This window comes from Acinetobacter sp. C15 (genome assembly GCF_013420645.1).
Classification (GTDB): Bacteria; Pseudomonadota; Gammaproteobacteria; order Pseudomonadales; family Moraxellaceae; genus Acinetobacter; species Acinetobacter indicus.
In genome coordinates this window covers 20,238-41,668 of the sequence record NZ_VOXR01000022.1, presented here as the reverse complement: position 1 = coordinate 41,668, position 21,431 = coordinate 20,238, and the positions used below count along the sequence as shown (strand labels likewise).

The following is a 21,431-nucleotide window of genomic DNA, read 5'->3' as shown; positions in this document are numbered from 1 at the left end:
TATTAGCGCAAGGTCCAAAGATCCCCTGCTTTCCCCCGTAGGGCGTATGCGGTATTAGCATCCCTTTCGGAATGTTGTCCCCCACTAATAGGCAGATTCCTAAGCATTACTCACCCGTCCGCCGCTAAGCTAAGGTGCAAGCACCCTCGCTCCGCTCGACTTGCATGTGTTAAGCCTGCCGCCAGCGTTCAATCTGAGCCATGATCAAACTCTTCAGTTAAAATCATTTCGAACTTTATAAGTAAAGTTCTTAAACTTGGCTCATCAATTACTGACTTAAATTCGCTCAAATAAACTTCGAGTAATTTAAACCAATCAATTAATGAAAATATATTCGATCAATCAACCAGTAAAAATCCACACAAGTTGTTCTTCATAATCTCTTAATGATCTTTCCAACACCTCGTCAGTGCCAGAAGCTGGACTCAAAACACTCGACAACTCAGCGATCCGCCTCGTTCATCACCGTGTATCTCGTCGGTATGGGGTGCATTATAGGACAATTTCTTACACACGCAAGTGCTTTTAGCATCTTGTTTTATCGAGTGTTTCTTTTTTATGCACCAATATGGAGCATTTTTACCCGATCTTTGAAATAAACTTCTAATTTTAAAGCAGAAATATTTAATTTATATTTCTGCTTTTTATTTTCGTTAATTTTTTGCCGTTGCCGGTTTTATCTTCACACTCAGGATTTTCACCGGTTGAGCCGGAACATTCTGGTGCACACCAACATTGCGGGTCGGTACTTTGGCAATTTTATCGACCACATCCATCCCCTTGGTAACACGGCCAAACACGGCATAACCCGCATTACGTGGACTTTTATTCAGGAAGTCGTTATCGACCAGATTAATAAAAAACTGGCTTTTGGCTGAATCAGGATGATTGGTCCGTGCCATCGCCAAAGTACCACGCTGATTGCTCAGGCCATTATAGGATTCATTTCTGACCGGTGGACGGGTATTCGGACGTTCCACCATGGCTGCATCCATACCGCCGCCCTGAATCATAAAGCCCGGAATGACGCGATGGAAAATGGTACCTGTATAAAAACTGCTGCTGACATATTTTTCAAAATTGGCTGCTGACAATGGCGCTTTGTCGTTAAAAAGTTCAATTTCAATATTGCCCATGGAAGTTTTCATTTCAATCATTGAATTGGCAGCCCATGCAGAGGCACTAAAGGCAAGGCTGGCGGCCATAAGAACGCTACGTTTTAACATTTCTTTACGAATCCGTGGTTTGATGTTTTGCTTCACTTATATTAATTGTTCAGTATGAAGAAAACATTAGCTGTTCCTTTCAAATCCTGAGAATAAGATGAATAACAATATCCAGAAGCAGATTTTTGCGCATCCGCCTTGGCGCTTACACGGCGATGCTTTTATTTTGAATTATTGGCTGAACCCTTTTTTCCTGAAAACAGCCAAGCGTTTTCGGCTGGCCCCGTCTCCTTTAGGACGCATGGTCAATGTGATGCTGATCCGTTATCAGGATTCACCAGTGGGTCCGTATGATGAACTGTTAATTATGGATCATCCTTTATTGTATAAACATCGCTTGTCGACCATCCCCAAGATTTATGTCTCGACTCAGGCCTCTTTAGTGCATGGCCAGCAGTTATGGGGCATTCCGAAAGAGCTGGCCGAATTTGAATGGCTGGAAAAAGAAGGTCGCACCTATTGTATTGTGCGTCATCAGCAGCAAGAGATGTCAATTTGTCTGGAGCGGCCGAAAAACAGCACCTCGTTTTATATCAATAGCCACCATATTCCGGCTTCATTTTTATCCATTCAGCAGGCCTGGCAAGGCCAGCGCTACCAGTTTAGTCCGAAGTTTCGCGGCCGTTTATCTAAACTCAAAACGGTGGAATGGCAAAATACCCAGGATATTTTTCCTGATTTTTCCCAGGCCCGACTATTACAAAGTTTTTATGTACCGGAGTTTGATCTGTTATTCCCCGAAGCGCAGATTAAAACCAAAACCGCTGTTCCACGTGAAACCAGAAAAAATCTGAGTCGGCCTTTTTAAGTTACCCCTTTTAAAAGAAGCGTGGTCGATCCCAAAATTTTCTGAAATTCTTGCCCAGCTCGAGCGTGAGTTTTTTAGCACGCCGCGAAACCGGGGTTAAATTAATAAAACCATGGGTCTGGTCGGTATATTCCTTATATTGGACTTTGACCCCTTGCTGACGCAGCTTGTGCGCATAAATTTCCGCTTCATCGTGCAGCACATCATGCCCGGCCGTCACAATAAAGGTCGGCGGCAGTTTTCTTAAATTGCCGTAGGTTGGTGAAATCAGGGCATCATCCAGTGCCATATTGTGCTGTAACGCATAATACTCGGTGACGAAATCAATATCCTGCTCAGTCAGCACCAGACCATCTTTATAGGCAAAGAACGACGGATGACGGCTTTTAAAATCCACCACTGGATAAATCAGTAACTGGGCATGCGGTGCATAGGCGGTATTTTTACTACGCTGTGACACCACGGTAGCAATATTGGCACCAGCACTGTCACCCGCCACGGCAATACGGTTTTTCAGAATATTAAATTGACGGCGATGCTGATACACCCAAGCCAAAGCATCTTCACAGCACTGAATCAGCTGTGTCGGTGAAACCTCGGGGGTCAGTGGATAATCGACACTGACCACCTGCGCCTGAGCGGCATGCGCCAATAGCCGGCAAACTTCATCATGGGTATCGAGATTGCCCACCACAAAACCACCACCATGATAAAACACAATCAACGGCAGTTTTTTATGCGGTGCAGGATGATAATAACGGGCTGAAATGGTGCCACTTTGCAGGCTTAAACGTAAATCTTCGACCCGTTTGACATAGGTCGGCTGTTTACGGATCGCCTTCATCTGAGTATCAAAAGCCTGACGCGATTGCGCCGGATTTTCGCCAATAAAACCGATACGCCCCTGCTTGATTTGGGCCGCCATCATGCATTTAATGAGGGGATCAAGTTGCGGATACTGATAAGGATAGCCCAAGGCGCGCGCCAGTGATTCCTGCGCCACACACGGTAAATGATCGAGTGTTCGCACCACCGTACCCTGACTGTTATCAATGATTTTTTGCAGTTTCTGTTGATACGCACTCATCTATCATCTTCCTTTTTTATTCATTCTTCACATTTTCTACATGATCAGTAGTTTAGTAACTATTTCGTTATAGAAGTCCAGTCATCGACCTACATATTCAGAATTTATATACGCTAATCTTATTTCTATAAGGTGTCATTGACAATTTTGATGATACAGAGGGATTGATTTTGCTAATCCGGATAGAAAAAGGACGCTCACCATGTCTAGAAAACTCCTCTTGGTTTCCTGTGCGACCGTATTTTTAGCGGTCGGTTGTGTCGCGTTCCCTGAAGATGGCCACTACAATGGCCGCTATGATCACCGTTATGACCGGGATTACGACCGTAACTATGATTATCGCCGCATGACAGAACGTCAGCGTTGGGAATATGAACAACGTCAAAAACGCTTACAGCAACAACGCCAACGCGAAGCGCAGTGGGATCGACAAAAACGTGAACTGGAACGTAAACGTGCCGAACAAAGCCGTCAGCAGTTACAACGGGAACGCGAACGACGCGCCGAACTGAACCGTAAACGCCAGCAAGTCGAACGCAAACAGCAAGAGCAGCGTAAAAAACGGGTCGAAGAACAGCGTAAACGGATGGAAGAATATCGCAAACGGCAACGTGACCGTCGTGATTAATCCTGTATTTGACAGCGTACGATGCACAGTTTAAAAACCCGAAAACTGGCTTTCGGGTTTTTATTTTTGCCAGGTGCTTTGATTGAAAGCGCTGTAACAGAAAAATAACGACCTTCCATAATAATAGTGAAAATAGCATGACCTTCCCTGGCCTATTAGTTTGATCTCCCTGTTGAGAAGTTAAATTTTCCTCCCTGATTTAAATTGATAGTCCTGTTTCATTTGAAATAGACAGCGTTGAATTTAGGGCTGTGGCTGTGCCTCAACCGCCGGTGCTTCCGGCCCTGCTGGTGCAGCAGCGGCCGGGGCAGTGACTTCTGCGGCTACGCCCACTTCAGCCCCCGCTTCTACCGGCATGGTAGTCACCTGTACCGTTTCAGGTTGCTCCGGATTTTGTGCCACTTCTGGTGCCTGTGCCGTTTCATGACTGCTACAACCTACCACCGCCAGTCCAGCAAACAAGGCCACAGCCAATACACCCATTTTTTTCATCATTCGATCCTCATTCATTGAAAAATACAAAGTCCAACTTTGCGCTGGCTATACTTTCAAAATTTCAGCACTGGCTGGGCAGATAAAAAGTTAAATTTTTATATCCACCGGTACGAGTTATGCAGTTTTTTATAAACATGAAGATGCAGCTATTTTTACAGCCAATGGAAGGAATCAGCAGGATTAATCTGCTGTTTTTGTTATAGATTACAGCAATAAAAAAGAACGAAAGTGCAGAATTATTTTAGAGGAAGAAAACAGCGTGCTCTACACAACATACGGCTAGTTTTGCGAAAAGATAACAGTGTAAATGCGGCACTTTTAAAATCTTTAGGGCAAAAAAAAGGCTTATCCAGAGGGCGGATAAGCCAGAAAACACATTTCAAGAAAATATCAAAAGAAACTACAGCGATAGAATCTGGGCGCAATCATACAAAGTTGACCTTGCCCTGTAAAATAGTATTTTTCACTCATTCTGATCGTTTTTATGTATAAAGAATAATCAACTTAAAAATTTTGTATAGACAACTCAACAGCATCTACAGAATTTATCCGGACTTAAAATTAAAATCATTTTCCCATAAATTGGGGTTTCAGCCTCGTAGTATCTTCCTGCACCCTTCCTGCTAAAAAGATCAAAAATTAAAAGAATGTATGTTTTTTCAGCAAATTTCTGCAGATTTAATGACTGGCACCGCTTGAATTTTTATCCCCTGCCCCGACTTCTTTAATAATTACGAAATTCATCACTCATGGCAGTTCAGAATGAACCAGTCAATACTGATGCCAGAAGGACTGTACATGTTTAAGAACCCATTTAAACGGAGTAAATCAATGGCAACCGAGCACAACCAAGACGCTCAAGATCTGCAACAAGAGCAAGTAGAACAAGATACTACCCAAACTCAAGCTGAAACCGAGCAGGCAGACGTTTCCGTTGAGTCTTTACAAGAACAGATTGCGCAGCTCGAAGGCGATTTAAAACTTGAAAAAGCGCGTACCGCCAATGCAGTGTATGAAGCGCAAAAGAGTGTCGAGCGTATTCAGCGTGAATCTGAAAAGCATAAAGAAGCAGTGCTGGAGAAATTTGCCAAAGAACTGCTCGATAGCGTAGATAACCTGGAACGTGCTATTGCCGCAGCTGGCGAAGAAAAAACCCCGCTGTCTGAAGGGGTGGAACTGACGCTGAAATCACTGCTGACGACTTTAGAGAAATTCGGCATTGTGGCGGTAGATACCGCGAACGGTTTCAATGCAGATTTACATCAGGCGGTGGGCATTGATCCAACAGCCAAAGCCAACGAAATTGGCAACGTACTGCAAAAAGGTTATAGCTTAAATGGCCGTTTATTGCGTCCTGCAATGGTTATGGTCGGCGCTTAAGCCTCATAAATTCGGGAGTTGGTGAAATTTTTTCATATTTTTAACTTGAAAAAAATTGAACGGCTCTCATATCGGATAACAAGTGTAAAGCACAATAAAATTTTTGAGGAAACATCCAAATGGCTAAAATCATTGGTATTGACTTAGGTACAACCAACTCATGTGTTGCGGTACTTGAAGGCGATAAAGTTAAAGTAATTGAAAACGCTGAAGGCGCGCGTACAACTCCATCTATTATTGCGTATAAAGATGGCGAAATCCTGGTCGGTCAGTCTGCGAAACGTCAAGCAGTAACTAACCCGAAAAACACATTGTTCGCAATCAAACGTCTGATCGGTCGTCGTTATGAAGACCAAGCGGTACAAAAAGATATCGGTCTGGTGCCATACAAAATCATCAAAGCAGACAATGGTGATGCTTGGGTTGAAGTTAACGACAAAAAATTAGCACCACAGCAAATCTCTGCAGAAGTTCTGAAAAAAATGAAGAAAACTGCGGAAGATTACCTCGGTGAAACTGTTACTGAAGCAGTTGTAACCGTTCCTGCATACTTCAACGATGCACAGCGTCAAGCGACTAAAGATGCCGGTAAAATTGCTGGTTTAGACGTTAAACGTATCATCAACGAACCTACTGCTGCGGCGTTAGCGTTCGGTATGGACAAGAAAGAAGGCGACCGTAAAGTTGCAGTCTATGACTTGGGTGGTGGTACTTTCGACGTATCCATCATTGAAATTGCGGATCTTGATGGCGACCAGCAAATCGAAGTATTGTCGACTAACGGTGATACCTTCTTAGGTGGTGAAGACTTCGATAACGCGTTGATCGATTACCTGGTTGAAGAGTTCAAGAAAGAACAAAACGTCAACCTGAAAAACGATCCACTGGCGTTACAACGTTTGAAAGAAGCGGCTGAAAAAGCAAAAATCGAGCTTTCTTCTTCAAATGCAACTGAAATCAACCTGCCATACATCACGGCTGATGCGACTGGTCCTAAACACTTGGTGATCAACGTAACACGTGCGAAATTAGAAGGTTTGGTTGCTGACCTAGTAGCGCGTACCATCGAGCCTTGCCGTATTGCGCTTAAAGATGCAGGTCTTTCGACTTCTGACATCTCTGACGTAATCTTGGTTGGTGGTCAGTCTCGTATGCCACTTGTACAACAAAAAGTACAAGAGTTCTTCGGTAAAGAGCCACGTAAAGACGTGAACCCTGACGAAGCTGTGGCAATGGGTGCGGCGATTCAAGGTGCTGTACTTTCGGGTGACAAGAACGACGTTCTTTTACTTGACGTAACACCGCTTACACTTGGTATTGAAACAATGGGTGGCGTGTTAACTCCAATCATCGAGAAAAACACCACAATCCCTGCGAAAAAATCACAAGTGTTCTCTACAGCGGCAGATAACCAACCTGCAGTAGACATTTCAGTTTACCAAGGTGAACGTAAAATGGCTCAACAAAACAAATTGTTGGGTAACTTCCAGTTGGGTGATATCCCACCTGCACCACGTGGTGTGCCACAAATTGAAGTATCGTTCGACATCAACGCGGATGGTATCTTGAAAGTGTCTGCGAAAGACAAGAGCACGGGTAAAGAGCAATCGATCCAGATTAAAGCAAACTCAGGTTTGTCTGATGCTGAAATCGAAGCGATGATCAAAGACGCTGAAGCGAATGCTGAAGAAGACCGTAAGTTTGAAGAACTGGCAAAAGCACGTAACGAAGCAGATGCCCTGGTTTCTTCTGCTCAAAAAGCAGTAAAAGATCTTGGCGAACAAGTGACTGCTGATGAAAAAACTGCGGTAGAAACAGCAGTTTCAGAACTTGAAGCAGCAACCAAAGAAAATGACGTTGACGCGATCAAAGCGAAAACTGAAGCACTGCAAAACATCATCATGCCAATTACGCAACGTGCATATGAAGCAGCTCAAGGCCAAGGCGCTGCGCAAGGTTTTGACCCGAATGCCTTCGGTGGTGATGCTGGCCAACAGCAAAAAGCGGACGATGGCGTTGTAGATGCTGAGTTCACTGAAGTGAAAGATGACAAAAAATAATTTGTCACTTTAAACAAAAAGACCGCGCGTAAGCGCGGTTTTTTTTATATCTGCTTGAAAGCAAAAAAGACTTGTTTCATCTCTGCGGCTTTTTTAAGCTAGTTAGACACCCCATCTGGCCTACTCTGCTTTTGATCCTTTTCTCCTGCTATATAAAGGAAAGAAAATCGATCACACAGATGCGGATGTGCAGTTAATTGCCCCCTCTCTACAGGAAACCCAATCTGCGTGATGCGTCCCTTAATCCTGATTGTGTTACTGCTGTTTGCCGCCATGCTGTGGTATCAGAACCAGCAACATCCGCAGCTGCAGCACAACAGCCTGCTGACCCGGATTCAGGCACCTTTGGATACCCGGCTGCGTTACCGGATTGCCGAAGTGGACCCGCGCTTTGGTTTAAGTCATGCCGAGGTAGTGCAACTGGCCCAACAGGCCACACAAATCTGGACAGAGGGTACTGGTCAGGACTATTTTGTCTATGATCCACAAGCACGACTGGCAATCCGCCTGATTTATGATGAACGCCAATATGAATCGGAACAGCGTCGCCTGCAGATGGGCCAGATTGAGCAACAGCAGCAGCATTGGGAACGCCAACAGACCCAAGTGCAGGCAGTCAAACAGCAGATTCAGCAACTGAACCAGCAGCTGGCTTTTAAAAATGCCCAGTTACAGCAACAGCTGAATGCCTATAACCAGCAGGTGCAGCAGCTGAACCAGCAAGGCGGTGCATCAGCCATACAGCGCAGCTCTTTAAACCTGCAGCGTCAGCAACTCGAACAGCAAACCGCCAGTTTACAGGCTGAAATTCAACAGTTTAATGTGCGTATTGCAGGCTTGAACCAACAGATCGATGCCCTCAACCAGCTAAATCAGTCAATTGATGCTTCGGTGCAGCAATTTAACCAGCGCTTTCAGCCGCGTTTATTTGATAAAGGCAGTTTTGATGGCAAAACTATTCTCATCTATGAGTTTCAGTCAGCCGCCGACCTGCGTTTAACCTTGGCACATGAATTCGGTCACGCCTTGGGATTGGGGCATACCCATGATCCACATGCCCTGATGCATCCTCTCATGCAAGAGCAAAATCTGGATCATTTTCAACTAACTGCCGCCGATTTGGCACTTTTGCAGCAGCGTTAAATACATTTGATGCTTTTCATTACAAGTTAATCTAGAAAACCGGGGCTTTATCGCCAACAGCACTGCCCTCTCTGGCTATTTCATGTTATTGTGAAAGCCGCAATTTCAACAGGAATGTTTGTGGAGATTAATGTGAGTTACTACCATATTTTGATTGAAGTAAATGACCACATCAGCACGATTGAACAAACGCGTGATATTGAACTGTTTGATATCGTCGATATTCAGCCGTATCTCTACTCTATTCTATTGCCATATTTTAATGAGCAGATGATTGAACTCGAAGAAGAAAATGTCGAGTTTGAAGATATCCTGCATTTAGAAATTAAACAGACCCTGTTGCCGGTCAATCACCTGATTGAAGAAGAACAAAAACTGCTGCCAAGCGACACCGATGTCACCATTACGGCCTATGAGGTGTTTAACAACCGTGATTTGAGTCAGGATGTAACCACGGTGATTTTTGATATTTTAGAAGCCGTGAAGATTGATACCTCAGATATTGAATAAACATCAGGGCGCCATAAGGCGCCCTTTTTATTGCATATTTATTTATTGCAGCATCATCAGTTTGGCATTTTCATTACGAAAAGCGCGTAACACCTGCTGTCCGGCACGCCCGGTGGGACTTAAGCCCAGGCGGATCTGTTCCTGACGAATCGCCTGACGGGTTTTATCACCAATCAGGCCATCTACCGCACCAATATCATGACCGCGATTTAATAAAAACTGCTGGATTTCACGACGTTCTGCGCGTGAAGTGCCCGGATCATCGGTAGGCCATGCCGTCACAAACGGGCCTTTGCCCTGTAAACGGTCGGATAAATGCGCAATGGCCAAGGCATAACTTTCCGCGGCGTTATAACTGTAAATGGCATCAAAGTTTTTAAACACCAGGAAAGCCGGGCCATTGCCGCCTGCCGGTGTCAGCAAACCGGCCTGACTGCTGCCTGAAAGATTGCCCTGAATCAAGGCACTGCCATCGGCTCGTACTAGCCCACGATTGACCCAGCTGCTTAAGGATTTTTTATTGCGGCGCCCTTCTCCACTGACCGACATGCCTGCGGGCAATTTCACTTCAAAGCCCCACGGTTGTCCGCTTTGCCAGCCACGTTTTTTCAGGAAATTGGCGGTTGATGCCAAGGCATCAGTGGTGCTTGAGACCAGATCACGGCGGCCATCACCATCAAAATCCACTGCCAGTTCTTCATAGGTCGATGGCATAAACTGGGTATGACCAAATGCCCCGGCCCATGAGCCTCTGAGCTGATCTTCACGCACATCGCCGCGTTGTAAAATACGCATGGCGGCAAAGAATTCGCCGCGGAAATAACTCTGACGACGGCCTTCACAGCTTAAAGTACCTAAAGCCTGCAATAACGGATAACGGCCAGAAATATCACCAAAATTACTTTCTACACCCCATACCGCGACCACGGTTTCTGGCGGTACACCATAAGCTGCTGCAACCCGGTTCAGCACCTCACGGTGCTCGGCCAGTTTTTGCTGGCCCAGTTGTACGCGTTCTTCATCGACCAGACCAGACAGATAATCCCAGATTGGCGTCGAAAATTCCGGCTGATAATTCAGGCGTTCAATCACGGAATAATCTGGCGTTAAATTTTGGGTATAGCGGTCATAAGTACTGCCACTGACGCCCTTGGCCATGGCCTGACCGCGTAAATTGGCCAGACAGGCCTGGAAATTATTTTGAGGCTGGATGGTGCTTGGCACCGGCGCCGTGGTGGTGACCGGCTGACCGTTAATAATCAGTTCTGCATGTAGCTGAGATGCAGCCAATGCCAAAGATCCGAAAACAAAAGCAAAGCGATGCATACTATCCCTTATGTCATTTGAATTTAAAACTGGTTTTACCATAACAGCTGAGCCATAAAATGACAGGGTAAAAACGTAAATTTAAATTTATTTTGCTTCATTTTAAATTCATATTTCAGTTTTGAATTTAAAAATTTTTATCCACAGATCTAATCTTGAGTATTTTTAAATTCAAATCTCGGTTTTCTTATTTTTTAAATTTAAATTCATTCTTTTAAATTCATTTTTTCAGACTTCAACCAGTAAAAGTTATCCACACCTGCAAAACAGCGCTGGTTTTAAATTTAAATCATCATTTTTAAATTTATTTCAGGAAAACTTATCCACAAAACCCATCCACCGGACCGTAAATCTGTACTTTTTAAATTTAAATTGCAGTTTTTGAATTTATTTCGCAGGTTTTAAATTCAAATTTTAAATTTAAAACTACAAACAGATTTGAATTCATAATTTTGAATTTAAAGTTCAGCGGATATTTTAAATTCAAACTGCATATTCAGATTTAAATTTAAAATAAAATCTGTGTTTGAATTCATTTTTAATTTTTTCAGATGCTCTGTATTTATGTTTGTTTTTTAGCCATTTATAGTTATAAAAGATCTGGACTGAAGCAATCAAGCCTGTTGTTGAACCAGCCGACCAATGGCAGCTGGCGAAAAAAGAGCGCAATCTTGCCCGAATTTCTGGCATAAAAAAAGCGGCCCGCTGAGGGACCGCTGTTTTCATAAACGAATCTGCAGTTAAATGCTCATATCTTCACTCAAGGCCAGCGGATTTGGCAGAATTTTCGCCAGCTGACGGCACAGTGAAGTCAGTTCACGGCTGTCGTTTGGCATTAGGGTAATATGCCCGATTTTACGACCTTCGCGTTCGGTTTTATTGTACAAATGCAGATGTGCACCATTTAACGCCAACACATCTTCCGACTTTGGATGCTGACCAATAATATTCACCATCACTGTCGGGCGCACCACCTCAGTCGAACCGAGCGGCAAACCAGCCACTGCACGGACATGGTTTTCAAACTGTGAACAGACGGCGCCTTCAATCGACCAGTGCCCTGAATTATGCACGCGTGGTGCCATTTCATTGGCATACAGGCCTTTTTCAGTGACAAATAGTTCTAGTGTCAACACACCAACATAGTTCAGATGATTCAGCAAACGTGTAATATAGTCTTGCGCCACCGGTTGCAAGTCAGTGCTGTTCGGTGCCGGTACAATCGAGTGCGACAAAATCCCGTGATGGTGATGGTTTTCAGCCAATGGCCAGGTTTTGACATCGCCATTTTGGCCACGTACCGCAATAATTGATACTTCACGCGAGAAGGTGACAAAACTTTCTGCAATCAGCAAGCCGGCAGGGCCGAGTTCTGCCCAGGCCTGATCAATCTGATCGGCGCTACGCAGCACAAACTGGCCTTTACCATCATAACCGCCAGTCGCGGTTTTCAGTACAATCGGCAGCCCTAATTCAGCCACCGTCGCCTGTAAACTGTCCAGCGAATCAACCGCCTTATACGGCGCCACCGGAATCTGCAGTGCATCAAATAAGGCTTTTTCCTGCAGACGGTTTTGCGCAATCGCCAGCGCCTGACGCGGCGGATGCAACGCTTTACTTTGGGTCAAGACATCGACATCAGCCAGCGGGGTATTTTCAAATTCCAGGCTAAACACATCTGCACTCTGGATAAAATCCTGCAAACCGTGTTCAGCTGCGTTTGAATAGACCGTACCTAAAGCCGCAGAAGGGCAATCTGCACTGGCTTCAAAGAAAGTACATTGAATATTGAGTGGTAACGCGGCTTGCGCCATCATACGACCAAGCTGCCCACCACCAAAAATACCAATGGTTTTATTCATAAGGAATGTCCCGTATTAAGCCTGACCCGGAATATTGTTGCTGGCCACTTTATCGGTTTGCGCTGCACGGAAATCAGCGACATTTTTCGCAATCTCTGGACGCGTTAAACCCAGAATCTGGGCAGCCATAATGGCAGCATTGGTGGCACCGGCCGGACCAATTGCCAAGGTACCCACCGCAATTCCGGCCGGCATTTGTACAATCGACAGCAGTGAATCGACACCATTTAAAATAGAAGATTTAACCGGCACACCCAGCACTGGAAGATCAGTCTTGGCTGCGCACATGCCCGGTAAATGGGCAGCGCCACCCGCACCGGCAATAATCACCTGAATACCACGATCACGCGCAGTTTCGGCATATTCGAATAAACGGTCTGGGGTACGGTGCGCAGAAACCACTTCCGCTTCAAATGGGACACCAAGCTGCTTGAGCATATTGGCAGTGTGTTCGAGAGTTGCCCAATCAGATTGAGAACCCATAATAATTCCAACGAGAGGAGCGTCTTGTGCTGCGGCCGCATTCATTGCTAATGTTCCAGAGACTAAGTGAAAAAAGATAAATCTCGACGAGAGCCAAGCTTTAATGAATAAGCTCCGTATTATAGACTGAAAAACCGGCTGGCTAAAGTTCGGCGCAAGAATAAAGATTAAAATTATCTGTTTGTAAAACTGAAGAAAATACAATGATGGCAATAGGCCAAAAATACAAAAAGAGGACATACAGCGGTGAAAAAAACGCTATAACTATCAAGATAAAGCTTTTTGTAATGAATAACTTAAGATTAGATTAAAGATATTTTCAGGGCAGTTTCCATGTGGTTCAAACTTAAAATCTGGCTACAAAACCCTTCAGAAAACTTATGGCTGATGCCGGCGCTGGGTGCCATCTTTGCGACATTTTTTTCATTATTTGCCATCGCCAGCCAGTATTTTATTCCGGCCAGTACGGTACCGAATATCAGCATCGACACCTTGGGCAGCTTGCTGGATATTATTGCATCCAGCATGCTGGCAGTGACGACCTTCTCATTGTCGATTATGGTGGCAGCTTTTGCTTCGGCTTCAAGCAGCGGCACACCACGTGCCTATAGCTTGATGATGAGCGCTGACAACACCCGGCTGGCCATTTCCAGTTTTATTTCCGCTTTTATTTATGCAGTGATTGCCAAAATTGCCCTGGGGCTGGAGTACTACGGTCCATCCGGACGTTTTGTGCTGTTTATCAGTACCATTCTGGTGCTGATGTACCTGATTTATACCCTGATTCACTGGGTACAAACCCTGTCCAAACTCGGCAATTTAACCACCACCATCGACAAGATTGAAACTGCGGCCAAAAAGGCCTTGGGCCAGTTCCGGCATCAACCGGATTTGGGAGCAACAGGGCAGAAGCCTGCCTTTGCGCCCAGCTTTTGCGTCTATAGCAGCACAACCGGCTATTTTAACCATGTCGATCTGGCCGGACTGGAGCAGATTGCCGCGCAGCAGCAACTGCATTTACATCTGCCATCTATGCCGGGCAAATTTTTAGATCCGATGACTGCGCTGGTCGAGGTCTATAGCCCGCAGGCGCTGTCCGAAGAACAGCAACAGCAGATCCGCGATCAGATTCTGCAGCATCTGATTATTGAAACCAATCGCAGTTTTCTACAGGATCCGCGTTTTTGTCTGCTGGTGATGAGTGAGGTCGGGCAAAAAGCCATGTCGAGTGCAATTAATGATGTCGGGTCCGGCATTAGCGCGCTGAATGCGCTGACCCGGATTCTGATTGACAGTCGCCCGGACCCGGAGGCGACGCGCTGTGATTATCCGCATCTCAGTATTGAGTGCTTTGATCTGCAAGACCTGATTTATGGCAGCTTTATGCCGCTGGCCCGCGATTGTGCCCAGAATCTGGAGTTAAATCAGCGCCTGCTGAAATGCCTGTCGATGATTGCGCAGAATGTGCCGGAACCGGAACTCAGACAGGCGGCCACGCAGATGGCGATGCAGGTGCTACAACGCTGTTTACATCACTTTGATTTCGCACCAGAACGGGCGCTGATTCAAGCGGATTTCGCCGCACTTTTTCCGCATCTGCCACAGCCTGAATAACTTTAGCTACTACGAAAAACGAAGTAAACACAACCGAGCAGGCATAAACCGGCCCAGAGATAATCCAGTTTAAACGGCTGCTTGAACAGATACAGCATAAACGGCACAAAGACCAGCAGGGTCACCACTTCCTGGGTAATTTTCATTTGCCCAAGTGACCAGCCATGCTGGGCCAGCAAGCGCGTGGCCGGAATCATAAAGGCGTATTCGAGCAGGGCAATCATCCAGCCAAACAAAATGGCCTGCCACAGCGGTGCGCCATGCAAAAATTTCAGATGTCCATACCAGGCCAGGGTCATAAAACAGTTGGAAATAATTAACAGCAGTAAAGGGAAGGACATAGGCGGCAGCATCCAGAAAACGTCAGCCTATTGTACGGTTTCAGGCTAAAAAAGCAGTGTGGCCATGCGGATTTTTTTCAGGGTCAGCATCCGCCTGGAAAATGCCTGATTTTTTCGGATTCCAGTCAACGAATCCCTACAAGAATGACTATCTTTTCCGAAACAGCCTTGCTATCGTTGCTGACAATTCAATACATCATGACCAGGCCATCAACAAGAATGGTACGGTCCTACACGCAGTGGAGTAACAGCGGATGCATCTGCATATTTTGGGTATTTGTGGCACTTTTATGGGCTCTCTGGCCTTGTTGGCGCGTGATCTGGGACATACCGTGACCGGTTCCGACCAGAATGTTTATCCGCCGATGTCGACCCAACTGGAAAATGCAGGCATTACCTTAATGCAGGGCTATGACCGCAGCCATTTACAGCCGCATCCGGACTTGGTGATTGTCGGTAATGCCATGAAACGTGGTATTGATGCGGTGGAATATATGCTCAATGCCGGTCTGCCTTATGTTTCAGGTCCACAATTCCTGGCCGATCATGTGCTGCAAGGCAAGCATGTTCTGGGCGTGGCCGGCACCCATGGTAAAACCACCACCACCACCATGCTGGCCTGGGTGCTGGATCAGGCCGGTCTGGAACCGGGCTTTTTGATTGGCGGTGTTCCGCTTGGCTTTAAAGAAAGCGCGCGTTTAGGTGGTGGCAAATACTTCTGTGTTGAAGCCGATGAATACGATTCTGCTTTCTTCGACAAGCGCTCCAAGTTCGTGCATTACCATCCGAAAACTGCCATTTTAAATAACCTTGAATTTGACCATGCCGATATCTTTGATGATCTGGCGGCGATTCAAAAACAGTTCCATCATCTGGTGCGTACCATTCCAAGTGAAGGCTGCATTATTGCACCGGTTACCGAAACCCATATTGATGAAGTGCTGGAAATGGGCTGCTGGACACCGGTGGTCCGCACCTCACTGACTGCACATGCCCAGGCCGCGCTATCTGCCGAGCAGTTACAGGCCGATGGCTCACATTTTAAAGTGCTGCAAGATGGTGTGGTTCAGGGCGAAGTCTGCTGGAACATGACCGGCCAGCATTCAGTGGCCAATGCCCTGGCAACCATTGCCGCGGCGGCGCATGTTGGTGTATCGATTGAAACGGCCTGTGCTGCCTTGTCCAATTTCGGCGGGGTAAAACGCCGTATGGAACTGCTCGATACCGTACGCGGCATTGAGGTCTATGATGACTTTGCCCATCATCCGACTGCGATTGACACCACTCTGGAAGGCGCGCGCAAACGTTTAGGTGAACGCAAACTGTGGGCGATTATTGAGCCTCGTTCCAATACCATGCGTATGGGCAGCCATAAAGATGGACTGGCACATTCAGCACGTCTGGCCGATGAAGTGATCTGGTATCAACCGGAAGGGCTGGACTGGGATTTACAGCCAGTAGTAGCTGCGGCACCAAACAAGGCCAAAATTGCCCGGACGCTGGATGACATTATTCATACCGTCAGCCAAGAAGCAGGCGAGGGCGATGCGGTGGTGATCATGTCCAATGGCGGTTTTGGTGGTCTGCACCAGAAATTATTAAGTGCATTAAAATCGGCTTAAGCACGTTTTATTGACCTGAAACATCATTCAACAGGGCTGTAGTCCAGATACTGCAGCCCTGTTTTATTTTCATACAATTTAATAGATTAAAATAAATATACAAATATATGAATAAAAACGGTTTTTTAGAGATGAACTTGTCATCGACTCCTGTTAAGTTAGAACGATCACATCCTGCGCCATAACGGTTCCTGATGAGGTGAAAAGGCGCAGGCAGCCCCACAATAAGCACAACAAGAGGATGACCACCATGTCCCAGACAATGCAAGCCATGGTTTATCATGGCGCCAATGATATCCGTTTTGAACAAGCATAAAGAGCGCATTCTCACTCTTTTAAGGGCGAGTTAGCTCTTTTTTAGTGACTTGGATTTTTTTGCATTTTTTTCAGAAGTTGGTGTTCTTTGGTTTTCGATATACTTTTTAACAACTTCTAAACTTGCACCACCACAAGATACAACGCAATAACTAGGCGACCAAAAGTGGTTGCCCCATAATTTTCCCTTAATTTCATCCCAATAAGATCGTCTTAAAACATAAGAGCTTTTGCCCTTTAGTTTACCCACTAAATTAGACACTGAATGTTTAGGGTGAACACTTACAAGCATGTGAATATGATCATCCTCGCCATTAAACTCAATGAGTTCACAATTCATTTGCAAGCAAGTTTCTTTCATAATCTCATTTAAAGAAGTAAGCATTTCCATTGTTAATACATCTCTTCGGTATTTCGTAACAAATACTAGATGAACAATATTGTTAAAAACACATGATCTACCTGTTCTCCACTCGTACATATTAACCACACACTAGATTTACATTGATCTTATTTTAAGCTAAAATAAGCGTATTCACTAGAGGTTTTTTAATTGCTAACAGGCATCAGGTTAAGGGTGTATCCAACTGAACATCAAAAGCTGATTTTAAGTCAGTGGATGGGTTGTGCTCGTTTCGTTTGGAATGCCAAATGCGATGAGGATAAATACTTTCGAGGATTTGCCCGTAAGTTTGCAACTTTTGATCACTATTATGAAACCCAAGATCAAAAATACGCTCACTTTAAATCAGATGAGATTAGTTCATGGCTTGCAAACTGTCCTAGCACCATTCAAAAGAACTCAACCGTAAATTGGTTTAATACGCTCAAAAAATCCATTAAGGGTGTGTGTGGACGACCAAGACGCAAAAAAAAATCAGACAAAGGTTCTGTTCACCTAACCTCTGATTTATTTGAGTTTCGAGTAGAAAACAATAAGCGTAAATTATTTATTGGCGGTAAGAAATTCAATATCGGAGCTTTAAATTTTAAAGCTCATGCTGAGTTTAAAGAGCCAAAATCCATCCACATTAGCAAAGAACGAGGTCAATATTTCGTTTCTTTCTGCTATGAAGATGGTGTTGAGATTCAAGAGTTTGACGGCAAGAAATTCGATGCTAAAAAATATGCCAAAAGACAATTAGATCATTTGCAAGACATGGACGAATCACAACTACAAAAAATAGTGGTGGGTATAGATCGTGGTGTCACAATCCCTGTTCATGCAGGTCATGAAGAATTCGATTTTTCTAAAGAACAAAAGAATCACATGAGTAAAGCAGATCGCTACATTAAGCGACTGCAAAGAAAACTTGCTCGACAAATCAAAGGCTCAAACCGAAGAGCTAAGACCAAACATCGAATTGCGGTGCATCACTCTAAGAAAGCCAATATTCGCAAGGACTTTGCTCATAAGACAAGTCGTAGTTTAGCTAATGGATTCGGTCAGGTATTTATTTTTGAGAAACTAAATACCAAACAGATGACCAAAAAGCCTAACCCTAAGAAAGATAAATTCGGACGTTTTATTCCAAATAAGGCTAAAGCTAAAGCAGGGTTAAACAAAGCTATTCTCAATGTAGGATGGCACAGAATTTCAGAATTCTTAACGTATAAATCAGTCAAATTAGGTAAGGCTGTATTTACGGTTCATGCTTCTTACACAAGTCAGGAGTGCGCTTCATGCGGTCACACTCACCCCGACAATCGCAAAAGCCAAGACAGGTTTAAGTGCGTGAGTTGTGGACATGCTGATAATGCAGATCACAATGCATCAATTGTTATTAAGAACAGAGCAATTAAATTAGTTTTAGACTGTGGAACACAGTTGGATGGTAATTATTTATCATCTAGTGGGCGTGGAGGTGTTCGTAAGACGACTAGAGGTGTCAAAGCTTCTTTTCGCAGTACCGTAGAAGCGTCAAAAGAGATGTGTGCAACTTAGGTTGCACTACGGAAACTCGGTTGCTTTAGCTCCGAGTAGTTCATAAGGCTTATGAGGTATTTAAACACGCTTCAGATGAAAAAGCCCTGAAAGTGATCATTGATTACAGCTAAGGTCTTTATCGGCAATCAAAAACCACGAGTGCATGCTCGTGGTTTTTATATATTGGCTGACCCTCCAAAGTCGGCGGCGGGTTCAAGCGCCAGACTTAAGCGGCGACATCGGCCAAGCTGGGCTCGCGTCGAAACATGACTTCAACATAAGAACAGACCGGTACAATCTTGAGCTGTTTTTCCCGGGCAAACTCGACCAGCACATCCAGTAATTGGCGGGCAATACCTTGGCCACGTAATGAATCATCTACCCAGGTATGGTCGGCGACAATTTTATGCGCGTCTTGCCATTGATAGGTGATTTCAGCAATCCGCTGTCCATCCCGTTCAATAAAAAATGCACCGCCACGTTTTGCCTCTTGATGTTGAATATCCATTGCTGTCCTGCCTTAAAGTTTATGTGTCACCTGATGAATTAGGGTTGAAGTACATCCTGAATAGATGGGTCTTTTTCAAAAGCCGCTTTGGCATAAGGGCAGAGCGGTATAATCTTGGTCTGCTGTTCGCGGGCATAATTGACCGCAGCTTCAACTAAGTGACGTCCCACACCCTGACCACGTAACTGTTCACTGACCGTGGTATGGTCAATAATGATTTTATCTTCGCCAGCACGTGAATAGGTCATCTCAGCCAGACGCTCGCCATTGGCTTCAACAAAAAAGGCCCCTTTGCTGTCATTGTTTTCGTGTTGCACCATCATTTTTATCATATCCTCCCATCTGGAATAGTCAGTATCTGCTTTATTCACAGAAAAAGACAGAAAAGAAAAGTGCGACTTACATTTTTTATGATCTGTGAAACATGACTAGGTTTTTAGCTAAAATATGGATACAATTAATTGCATGATTAACACACTTCAATATTTTTAACTATGGATCTTTTTTTCATCATTATTTTGTTGTTGGTGGGTTTAGCCATTTATCTCGGAATTTCAATCTATAAGGAAAAATCTCGCGATCCGTTTAAATAAGCCTAATTGCACTTTACTTAAAAATATGCAATTCTCTGTCGACTTTGGGGCATTCCCCCAACACAGAATTGTTGAACAAGGGGAGTAGCCTCCTCCAAGCGTTAAAACCCAGATGAAACTCACTGGTTTTAACGTGTCAGACTATCGTCATTACACTTTGCAAAAAGTCGGTATCTGAGCATTGAATCTGCACAGGCAGGGCAATGTAGGCAAGACCTTGATCACGTTGTTATGGATGTTTTTATTTCATCTGGCAACGGGTCAAGGTTTTTTATGGCCAATTGTCGGATGTGGAGATTGTATGGAATCTATCGGCAATATCTGGCTGTATCTGGCCTTTTTTGCGATTGTTATGGTCATGCTCGCCATCGACTTTCTGGGCTTTAAACAAAAAGAAGGCCAGACCGTTCAGGTGCGTACCGCCGCTTACTGGAGTATCGCCTGGGTCAGCGTGGCCATGCTGTTTGGTGGTGGCCTATGGCTGTATCTGAAACAGACCGCCGGACTGGATGTCGCCAATACCAAGGTGATGGAATATCTGGCCGGTTATTTACTGGAAAAATCACTGGCGATTGATAACGTCTTTGTCTGGCTGATGATTTTTGCTGCCTTTGCCATTCCACCAGCGTTACAACGTAAAATCCTGCTGTATGGCGTTTTGGGCGCTATTGTGCTGCGTACCATCTTTATTTTTATTGGCGCCTGGTTTGTGCAGGAATTCTCCTGGATTCTGTATCTGTTCGGTGCCTTCCTGGTCTATACCGGCTTTAAATTCCTGCGTGGACAGGACGATGAAGACAGCAATATCGAAGATATGGCGATCCTGAAATGGTTACGCAAACATATGCGGATTACCCCGCAGCTGGAAGGCAGCCGCTTCTTTGTACGTAAAGAGGGCTTACTCTGGGCCACGCCACTCTTTCTGGTGCTGATTCTGGTTGAAGCCTCCGATGTGATTTTTGCGGTGGATTCAATTCCTGCGATTTTTGCTGTGACCAGTGATCCCTTTATTGTCTTGACCGCCAACCTGATGGCGATTTTAGGCTTACGCGCCATGTTCTTCCTGCTGGCCGGTGCAGCCACCAAAATGCATTATCTGCCGTATGGGCTGGGAATTATTCTGGTGTTCATTGGCTTCAAGATGCTGATGCTGGATGTGTTCCATATGCCAATCTGGATTTCCCTAAGCTTTATTGTGATTGTGCTGGCAATTACTGCCTGGCTGTCGATTCGCCACAGTCGCAAGCATCATGAAACCACGCTCTAAAGTGGCCTGATTGATCAAAAAGCCCGTTGCATACGGGCTTTTTTTATTTTCCATATTCAGGGATTACTCTTAAATATCAGCGTATAAGTACTCGATTTAACTGAATATTTTAGAGTTGACCCAGTGGACATCTTGTATTTCACCCAAACTGGCAACAGTTTTGCATGACACCCAATGTCTGTGACTGAATGTTGGATTTTCCATACAGGGCAGCGCTTTTCAGCTACAATCAACCG

General features: G+C 44.9%; 22 protein-coding genes and 1 rRNA gene. 10 read left to right on the top strand and 13 right to left on the bottom strand.

Annotated elements, in window-relative coordinates; all coding sequences use genetic code 11:
• Positions 1 to 220 (bottom strand): 16S ribosomal RNA (locus FTT63_RS09965); the annotation flags it as partial.
• Positions 221 to 653: 433 nt separating this feature from the next.
• Positions 654 to 1,226 (bottom strand): peptidylprolyl isomerase, encoded by a 573-nt coding sequence (locus FTT63_RS09960; protein WP_005181044.1) that lies wholly within the window; start codon positions 1,224 to 1,226, stop codon positions 654 to 656.
• Between the two features lie 97 nt (positions 1,227 to 1,323).
• Between FTT63_RS09960 and FTT63_RS09955 the strand changes: the two genes are divergently transcribed.
• On the top strand, positions 1,324 to 2,034 hold the full coding sequence (locus tag FTT63_RS09955; protein ID WP_104470771.1) for an acetoacetate decarboxylase family protein: 711 nt from the start codon (positions 1,324 to 1,326) through the stop codon (positions 2,032 to 2,034).
• A 10-nt stretch (positions 2,035 to 2,044) separates the two neighbouring features.
• Here the strand turns inward: FTT63_RS09955 and FTT63_RS09950 are convergent, their stop codons facing one another.
• Positions 2,045 to 3,121: an alpha/beta hydrolase gene (locus FTT63_RS09950; protein ID WP_005181046.1), complete on the bottom strand. Its 1,077-nt coding sequence runs from the start codon at positions 3,119 to 3,121 to the stop codon at positions 2,045 to 2,047.
• Positions 3,122 to 3,323: 202 nt separating this feature from the next.
• Here FTT63_RS09950 and FTT63_RS09945 point away from each other — a divergent pair, with 202 nt between their 5' ends.
• Entirely contained in the window at positions 3,324 to 3,749 is a 426-nt protein-coding gene (locus FTT63_RS09945) for a hypothetical protein (protein ID WP_005181048.1), read from the top strand.
• A 243-nt stretch (positions 3,750 to 3,992) separates the two neighbouring features.
• Here FTT63_RS09945 and FTT63_RS09940 read toward each other — a convergent pair whose 3' ends face one another.
• Positions 3,993 to 4,244 (bottom strand): hypothetical protein, encoded by a 252-nt coding sequence (locus FTT63_RS09940; RefSeq protein ID WP_087662369.1) that lies wholly within the window; start codon positions 4,242 to 4,244, stop codon positions 3,993 to 3,995.
• A gap of 831 nt (positions 4,245 to 5,075) precedes the next feature.
• Here FTT63_RS09940 and grpE point away from each other — a divergent pair.
• From grpE to FTT63_RS09920, 4 genes are all read left to right on the top strand, one after another.
• Positions 5,076 to 5,624, top strand: a complete 549-nt coding sequence (gene grpE / locus FTT63_RS09935; RefSeq protein WP_005181051.1) for a nucleotide exchange factor GrpE — start codon at positions 5,076 to 5,078, stop codon at positions 5,622 to 5,624.
• Positions 5,625 to 5,743: 119 nt separating this feature from the next.
• A complete protein-coding gene (dnaK, locus tag FTT63_RS09930) occupies positions 5,744 to 7,684 on the top strand; it encodes a molecular chaperone DnaK (RefSeq protein ID WP_168369891.1) in 1,941 nt (646 codons plus the stop codon).
• Positions 7,685 to 7,915: 231 nt separating this feature from the next.
• On the top strand, positions 7,916 to 8,827 hold the full coding sequence (locus tag FTT63_RS09925) for a matrixin family metalloprotease (RefSeq protein ID WP_180192222.1): 912 nt from the start codon (positions 7,916 to 7,918) through the stop codon (positions 8,825 to 8,827).
• A 120-nt stretch (positions 8,828 to 8,947) separates the two neighbouring features.
• Positions 8,948 to 9,337 carry a hypothetical protein gene (locus FTT63_RS09920; protein ID WP_162182855.1) on the top strand — a complete coding sequence of 130 codons (390 nt, stop codon included), beginning with the start codon at positions 8,948 to 8,950 and terminating at the stop codon, positions 9,335 to 9,337.
• 42 nt (positions 9,338 to 9,379) lie between these two features.
• Here the strand turns inward: FTT63_RS09920 and FTT63_RS09915 are convergent, their stop codons facing one another.
• From FTT63_RS09915 to purE, 4 genes are all read right to left on the bottom strand, one after another.
• On the bottom strand, positions 9,380 to 10,663 hold the full coding sequence (locus FTT63_RS09915; RefSeq protein ID WP_075175487.1) for a lytic murein transglycosylase: 1,284 nt from the start codon (positions 10,661 to 10,663) through the stop codon (positions 9,380 to 9,382).
• A 483-nt stretch (positions 10,664 to 11,146) separates the two neighbouring features.
• Positions 11,147 to 11,389, bottom strand: coding sequence for a hypothetical protein (locus tag FTT63_RS09910; RefSeq protein WP_104470775.1), 243 nt, complete (start codon positions 11,387 to 11,389; stop codon positions 11,147 to 11,149).
• 14 nt (positions 11,390 to 11,403) lie between these two features.
• A complete protein-coding gene (locus FTT63_RS09905) occupies positions 11,404 to 12,525 on the bottom strand; it encodes a 5-(carboxyamino)imidazole ribonucleotide synthase (RefSeq protein WP_180192221.1) in 1,122 nt (373 codons plus the stop codon).
• Positions 12,526 to 12,540: 15 nt separating this feature from the next.
• On the bottom strand, positions 12,541 to 13,053 hold the full coding sequence (purE, locus tag FTT63_RS09900) for a 5-(carboxyamino)imidazole ribonucleotide mutase (protein WP_005181065.1): 513 nt from the start codon (positions 13,051 to 13,053) through the stop codon (positions 12,541 to 12,543).
• Between the two features lie 288 nt (positions 13,054 to 13,341).
• On the opposite strand from purE, the gene FTT63_RS09895 reads away from it, so the two are divergent.
• A complete protein-coding gene (locus tag FTT63_RS09895) occupies positions 13,342 to 14,622 on the top strand; it encodes a DUF2254 domain-containing protein (protein WP_180192220.1) in 1,281 nt (426 codons plus the stop codon).
• Between the two features lie 2 nt (positions 14,623 to 14,624).
• On the opposite strand, the gene FTT63_RS09890 is transcribed toward FTT63_RS09895, so the two are convergent.
• Complete coding sequence (locus FTT63_RS09890) at positions 14,625 to 14,963, bottom strand: DMT family protein (RefSeq protein WP_005181069.1); 339 nt, start codon at positions 14,961 to 14,963, stop codon at positions 14,625 to 14,627.
• A gap of 254 nt (positions 14,964 to 15,217) precedes the next feature.
• Between FTT63_RS09890 and mpl the strand changes: the two genes are divergently transcribed.
• Positions 15,218 to 16,585, top strand: a complete 1,368-nt coding sequence (mpl, locus tag FTT63_RS09885) for a UDP-N-acetylmuramate:L-alanyl-gamma-D-glutamyl-meso-diaminopimelate ligase (protein WP_005181071.1) — start codon at positions 15,218 to 15,220, stop codon at positions 16,583 to 16,585.
• A gap of 7 nt (positions 16,586 to 16,592) precedes the next feature.
• Here the strand turns inward: mpl and FTT63_RS09880 are convergent, their stop codons facing one another.
• Positions 16,593 to 16,910 carry a hypothetical protein gene (locus FTT63_RS09880; RefSeq protein ID WP_180192219.1) on the bottom strand — a complete coding sequence of 106 codons (318 nt, stop codon included), beginning with the start codon at positions 16,908 to 16,910 and terminating at the stop codon, positions 16,593 to 16,595.
• A gap of 21 nt (positions 16,911 to 16,931) precedes the next feature.
• On the bottom strand, positions 16,932 to 17,381 hold the full coding sequence (gene tnpA, locus FTT63_RS09875) for an IS200/IS605 family transposase (RefSeq protein ID WP_171294843.1): 450 nt from the start codon (positions 17,379 to 17,381) through the stop codon (positions 16,932 to 16,934).
• A 72-nt stretch (positions 17,382 to 17,453) separates the two neighbouring features.
• Here tnpA and FTT63_RS09870 point away from each other — a divergent pair, with 72 nt between their 5' ends.
• A complete protein-coding gene (locus tag FTT63_RS09870; protein ID WP_180069753.1) occupies positions 17,454 to 18,845 on the top strand; it encodes an RNA-guided endonuclease TnpB family protein in 1,392 nt (463 codons plus the stop codon).
• 208 nt (positions 18,846 to 19,053) lie between these two features.
• Here the strand turns inward: FTT63_RS09870 and FTT63_RS09865 are convergent, their stop codons facing one another.
• Entirely contained in the window at positions 19,054 to 19,335 is a 282-nt protein-coding gene (locus FTT63_RS09865) for a GNAT family N-acetyltransferase (RefSeq protein WP_005181076.1), read from the bottom strand.
• A gap of 38 nt (positions 19,336 to 19,373) precedes the next feature.
• A complete protein-coding gene (locus FTT63_RS09860) occupies positions 19,374 to 19,706 on the bottom strand; it encodes a GNAT family N-acetyltransferase (protein WP_323126860.1) in 333 nt (110 codons plus the stop codon).
• Between the two features lie 523 nt (positions 19,707 to 20,229).
• Between FTT63_RS09860 and FTT63_RS09855 the strand changes: the two genes are divergently transcribed.
• A complete protein-coding gene (locus tag FTT63_RS09855) occupies positions 20,230 to 21,195 on the top strand; it encodes a TerC family protein (RefSeq protein ID WP_075168119.1) in 966 nt (321 codons plus the stop codon).
• Positions 21,196 to 21,431: the final 236 nt, after the last annotated feature.

Bases quoted from the DNA above. Each gene is read 5' to 3' on its own strand.
- FTT63_RS09960 (WP_005181044.1), bottom strand. From the start codon at position 1,226: ATGTTAAAACGTAGCGTTCTTATGGCCGCCAGCCTTGCCTTTAGTGCC.
- FTT63_RS09950 (WP_005181046.1), bottom strand. From the start codon at position 3,121: ATGAGTGCGTATCAACAGAAACTGCAAAAAATCATTGATAACAGTCAG.
- FTT63_RS09905 (WP_180192221.1), bottom strand. From the start codon at position 12,525: ATGAATAAAACCATTGGTATTTTTGGTGGTGGGCAGCTTGGTCGTATG.
- FTT63_RS09945 (WP_005181048.1), top strand. From the start codon at position 3,324: ATGTCTAGAAAACTCCTCTTGGTTTCCTGTGCGACCGTATTTTTAGCG.
- FTT63_RS09940 (WP_087662369.1), bottom strand. From the start codon at position 4,244: ATGATGAAAAAAATGGGTGTATTGGCTGTGGCCTTGTTTGCTGGACTG.
- FTT63_RS09865 (WP_005181076.1), bottom strand. From the start codon at position 19,335: ATGGATATTCAACATCAAGAGGCAAAACGTGGCGGTGCATTTTTTATT.
- grpE (WP_005181051.1), top strand. From the start codon at position 5,076: ATGGCAACCGAGCACAACCAAGACGCTCAAGATCTGCAACAAGAGCAA.
- FTT63_RS09890 (WP_005181069.1), bottom strand. From the start codon at position 14,963: ATGTCCTTCCCTTTACTGCTGTTAATTATTTCCAACTGTTTTATGACC.
- purE (WP_005181065.1), bottom strand. From the start codon at position 13,053: ATGAATGCGGCCGCAGCACAAGACGCTCCTCTCGTTGGAATTATTATG.
- FTT63_RS09895 (WP_180192220.1), top strand. From the start codon at position 13,342: ATGTGGTTCAAACTTAAAATCTGGCTACAAAACCCTTCAGAAAACTTA.
- FTT63_RS09925 (WP_180192222.1), top strand. From the start codon at position 7,916: ATGCGTCCCTTAATCCTGATTGTGTTACTGCTGTTTGCCGCCATGCTG.
- tnpA (WP_171294843.1), bottom strand. From the start codon at position 17,381: ATGTACGAGTGGAGAACAGGTAGATCATGTGTTTTTAACAATATTGTT.
- FTT63_RS09915 (WP_075175487.1), bottom strand. From the start codon at position 10,663: ATGCATCGCTTTGCTTTTGTTTTCGGATCTTTGGCATTGGCTGCATCT.
- mpl (WP_005181071.1), top strand. From the start codon at position 15,218: ATGCATCTGCATATTTTGGGTATTTGTGGCACTTTTATGGGCTCTCTG.
- FTT63_RS09910 (WP_104470775.1), bottom strand. From the start codon at position 11,389: ATGAAAACAGCGGTCCCTCAGCGGGCCGCTTTTTTTATGCCAGAAATT.
- FTT63_RS09880 (WP_180192219.1), bottom strand. From the start codon at position 16,910: ATGCGCTCTTTATGCTTGTTCAAAACGGATATCATTGGCGCCATGATA.
- dnaK (WP_168369891.1), top strand. From the start codon at position 5,744: ATGGCTAAAATCATTGGTATTGACTTAGGTACAACCAACTCATGTGTT.
- FTT63_RS09855 (WP_075168119.1), top strand. From the start codon at position 20,230: ATGGAATCTATCGGCAATATCTGGCTGTATCTGGCCTTTTTTGCGATT.
- FTT63_RS09955 (WP_104470771.1), top strand. From the start codon at position 1,324: ATGAATAACAATATCCAGAAGCAGATTTTTGCGCATCCGCCTTGGCGC.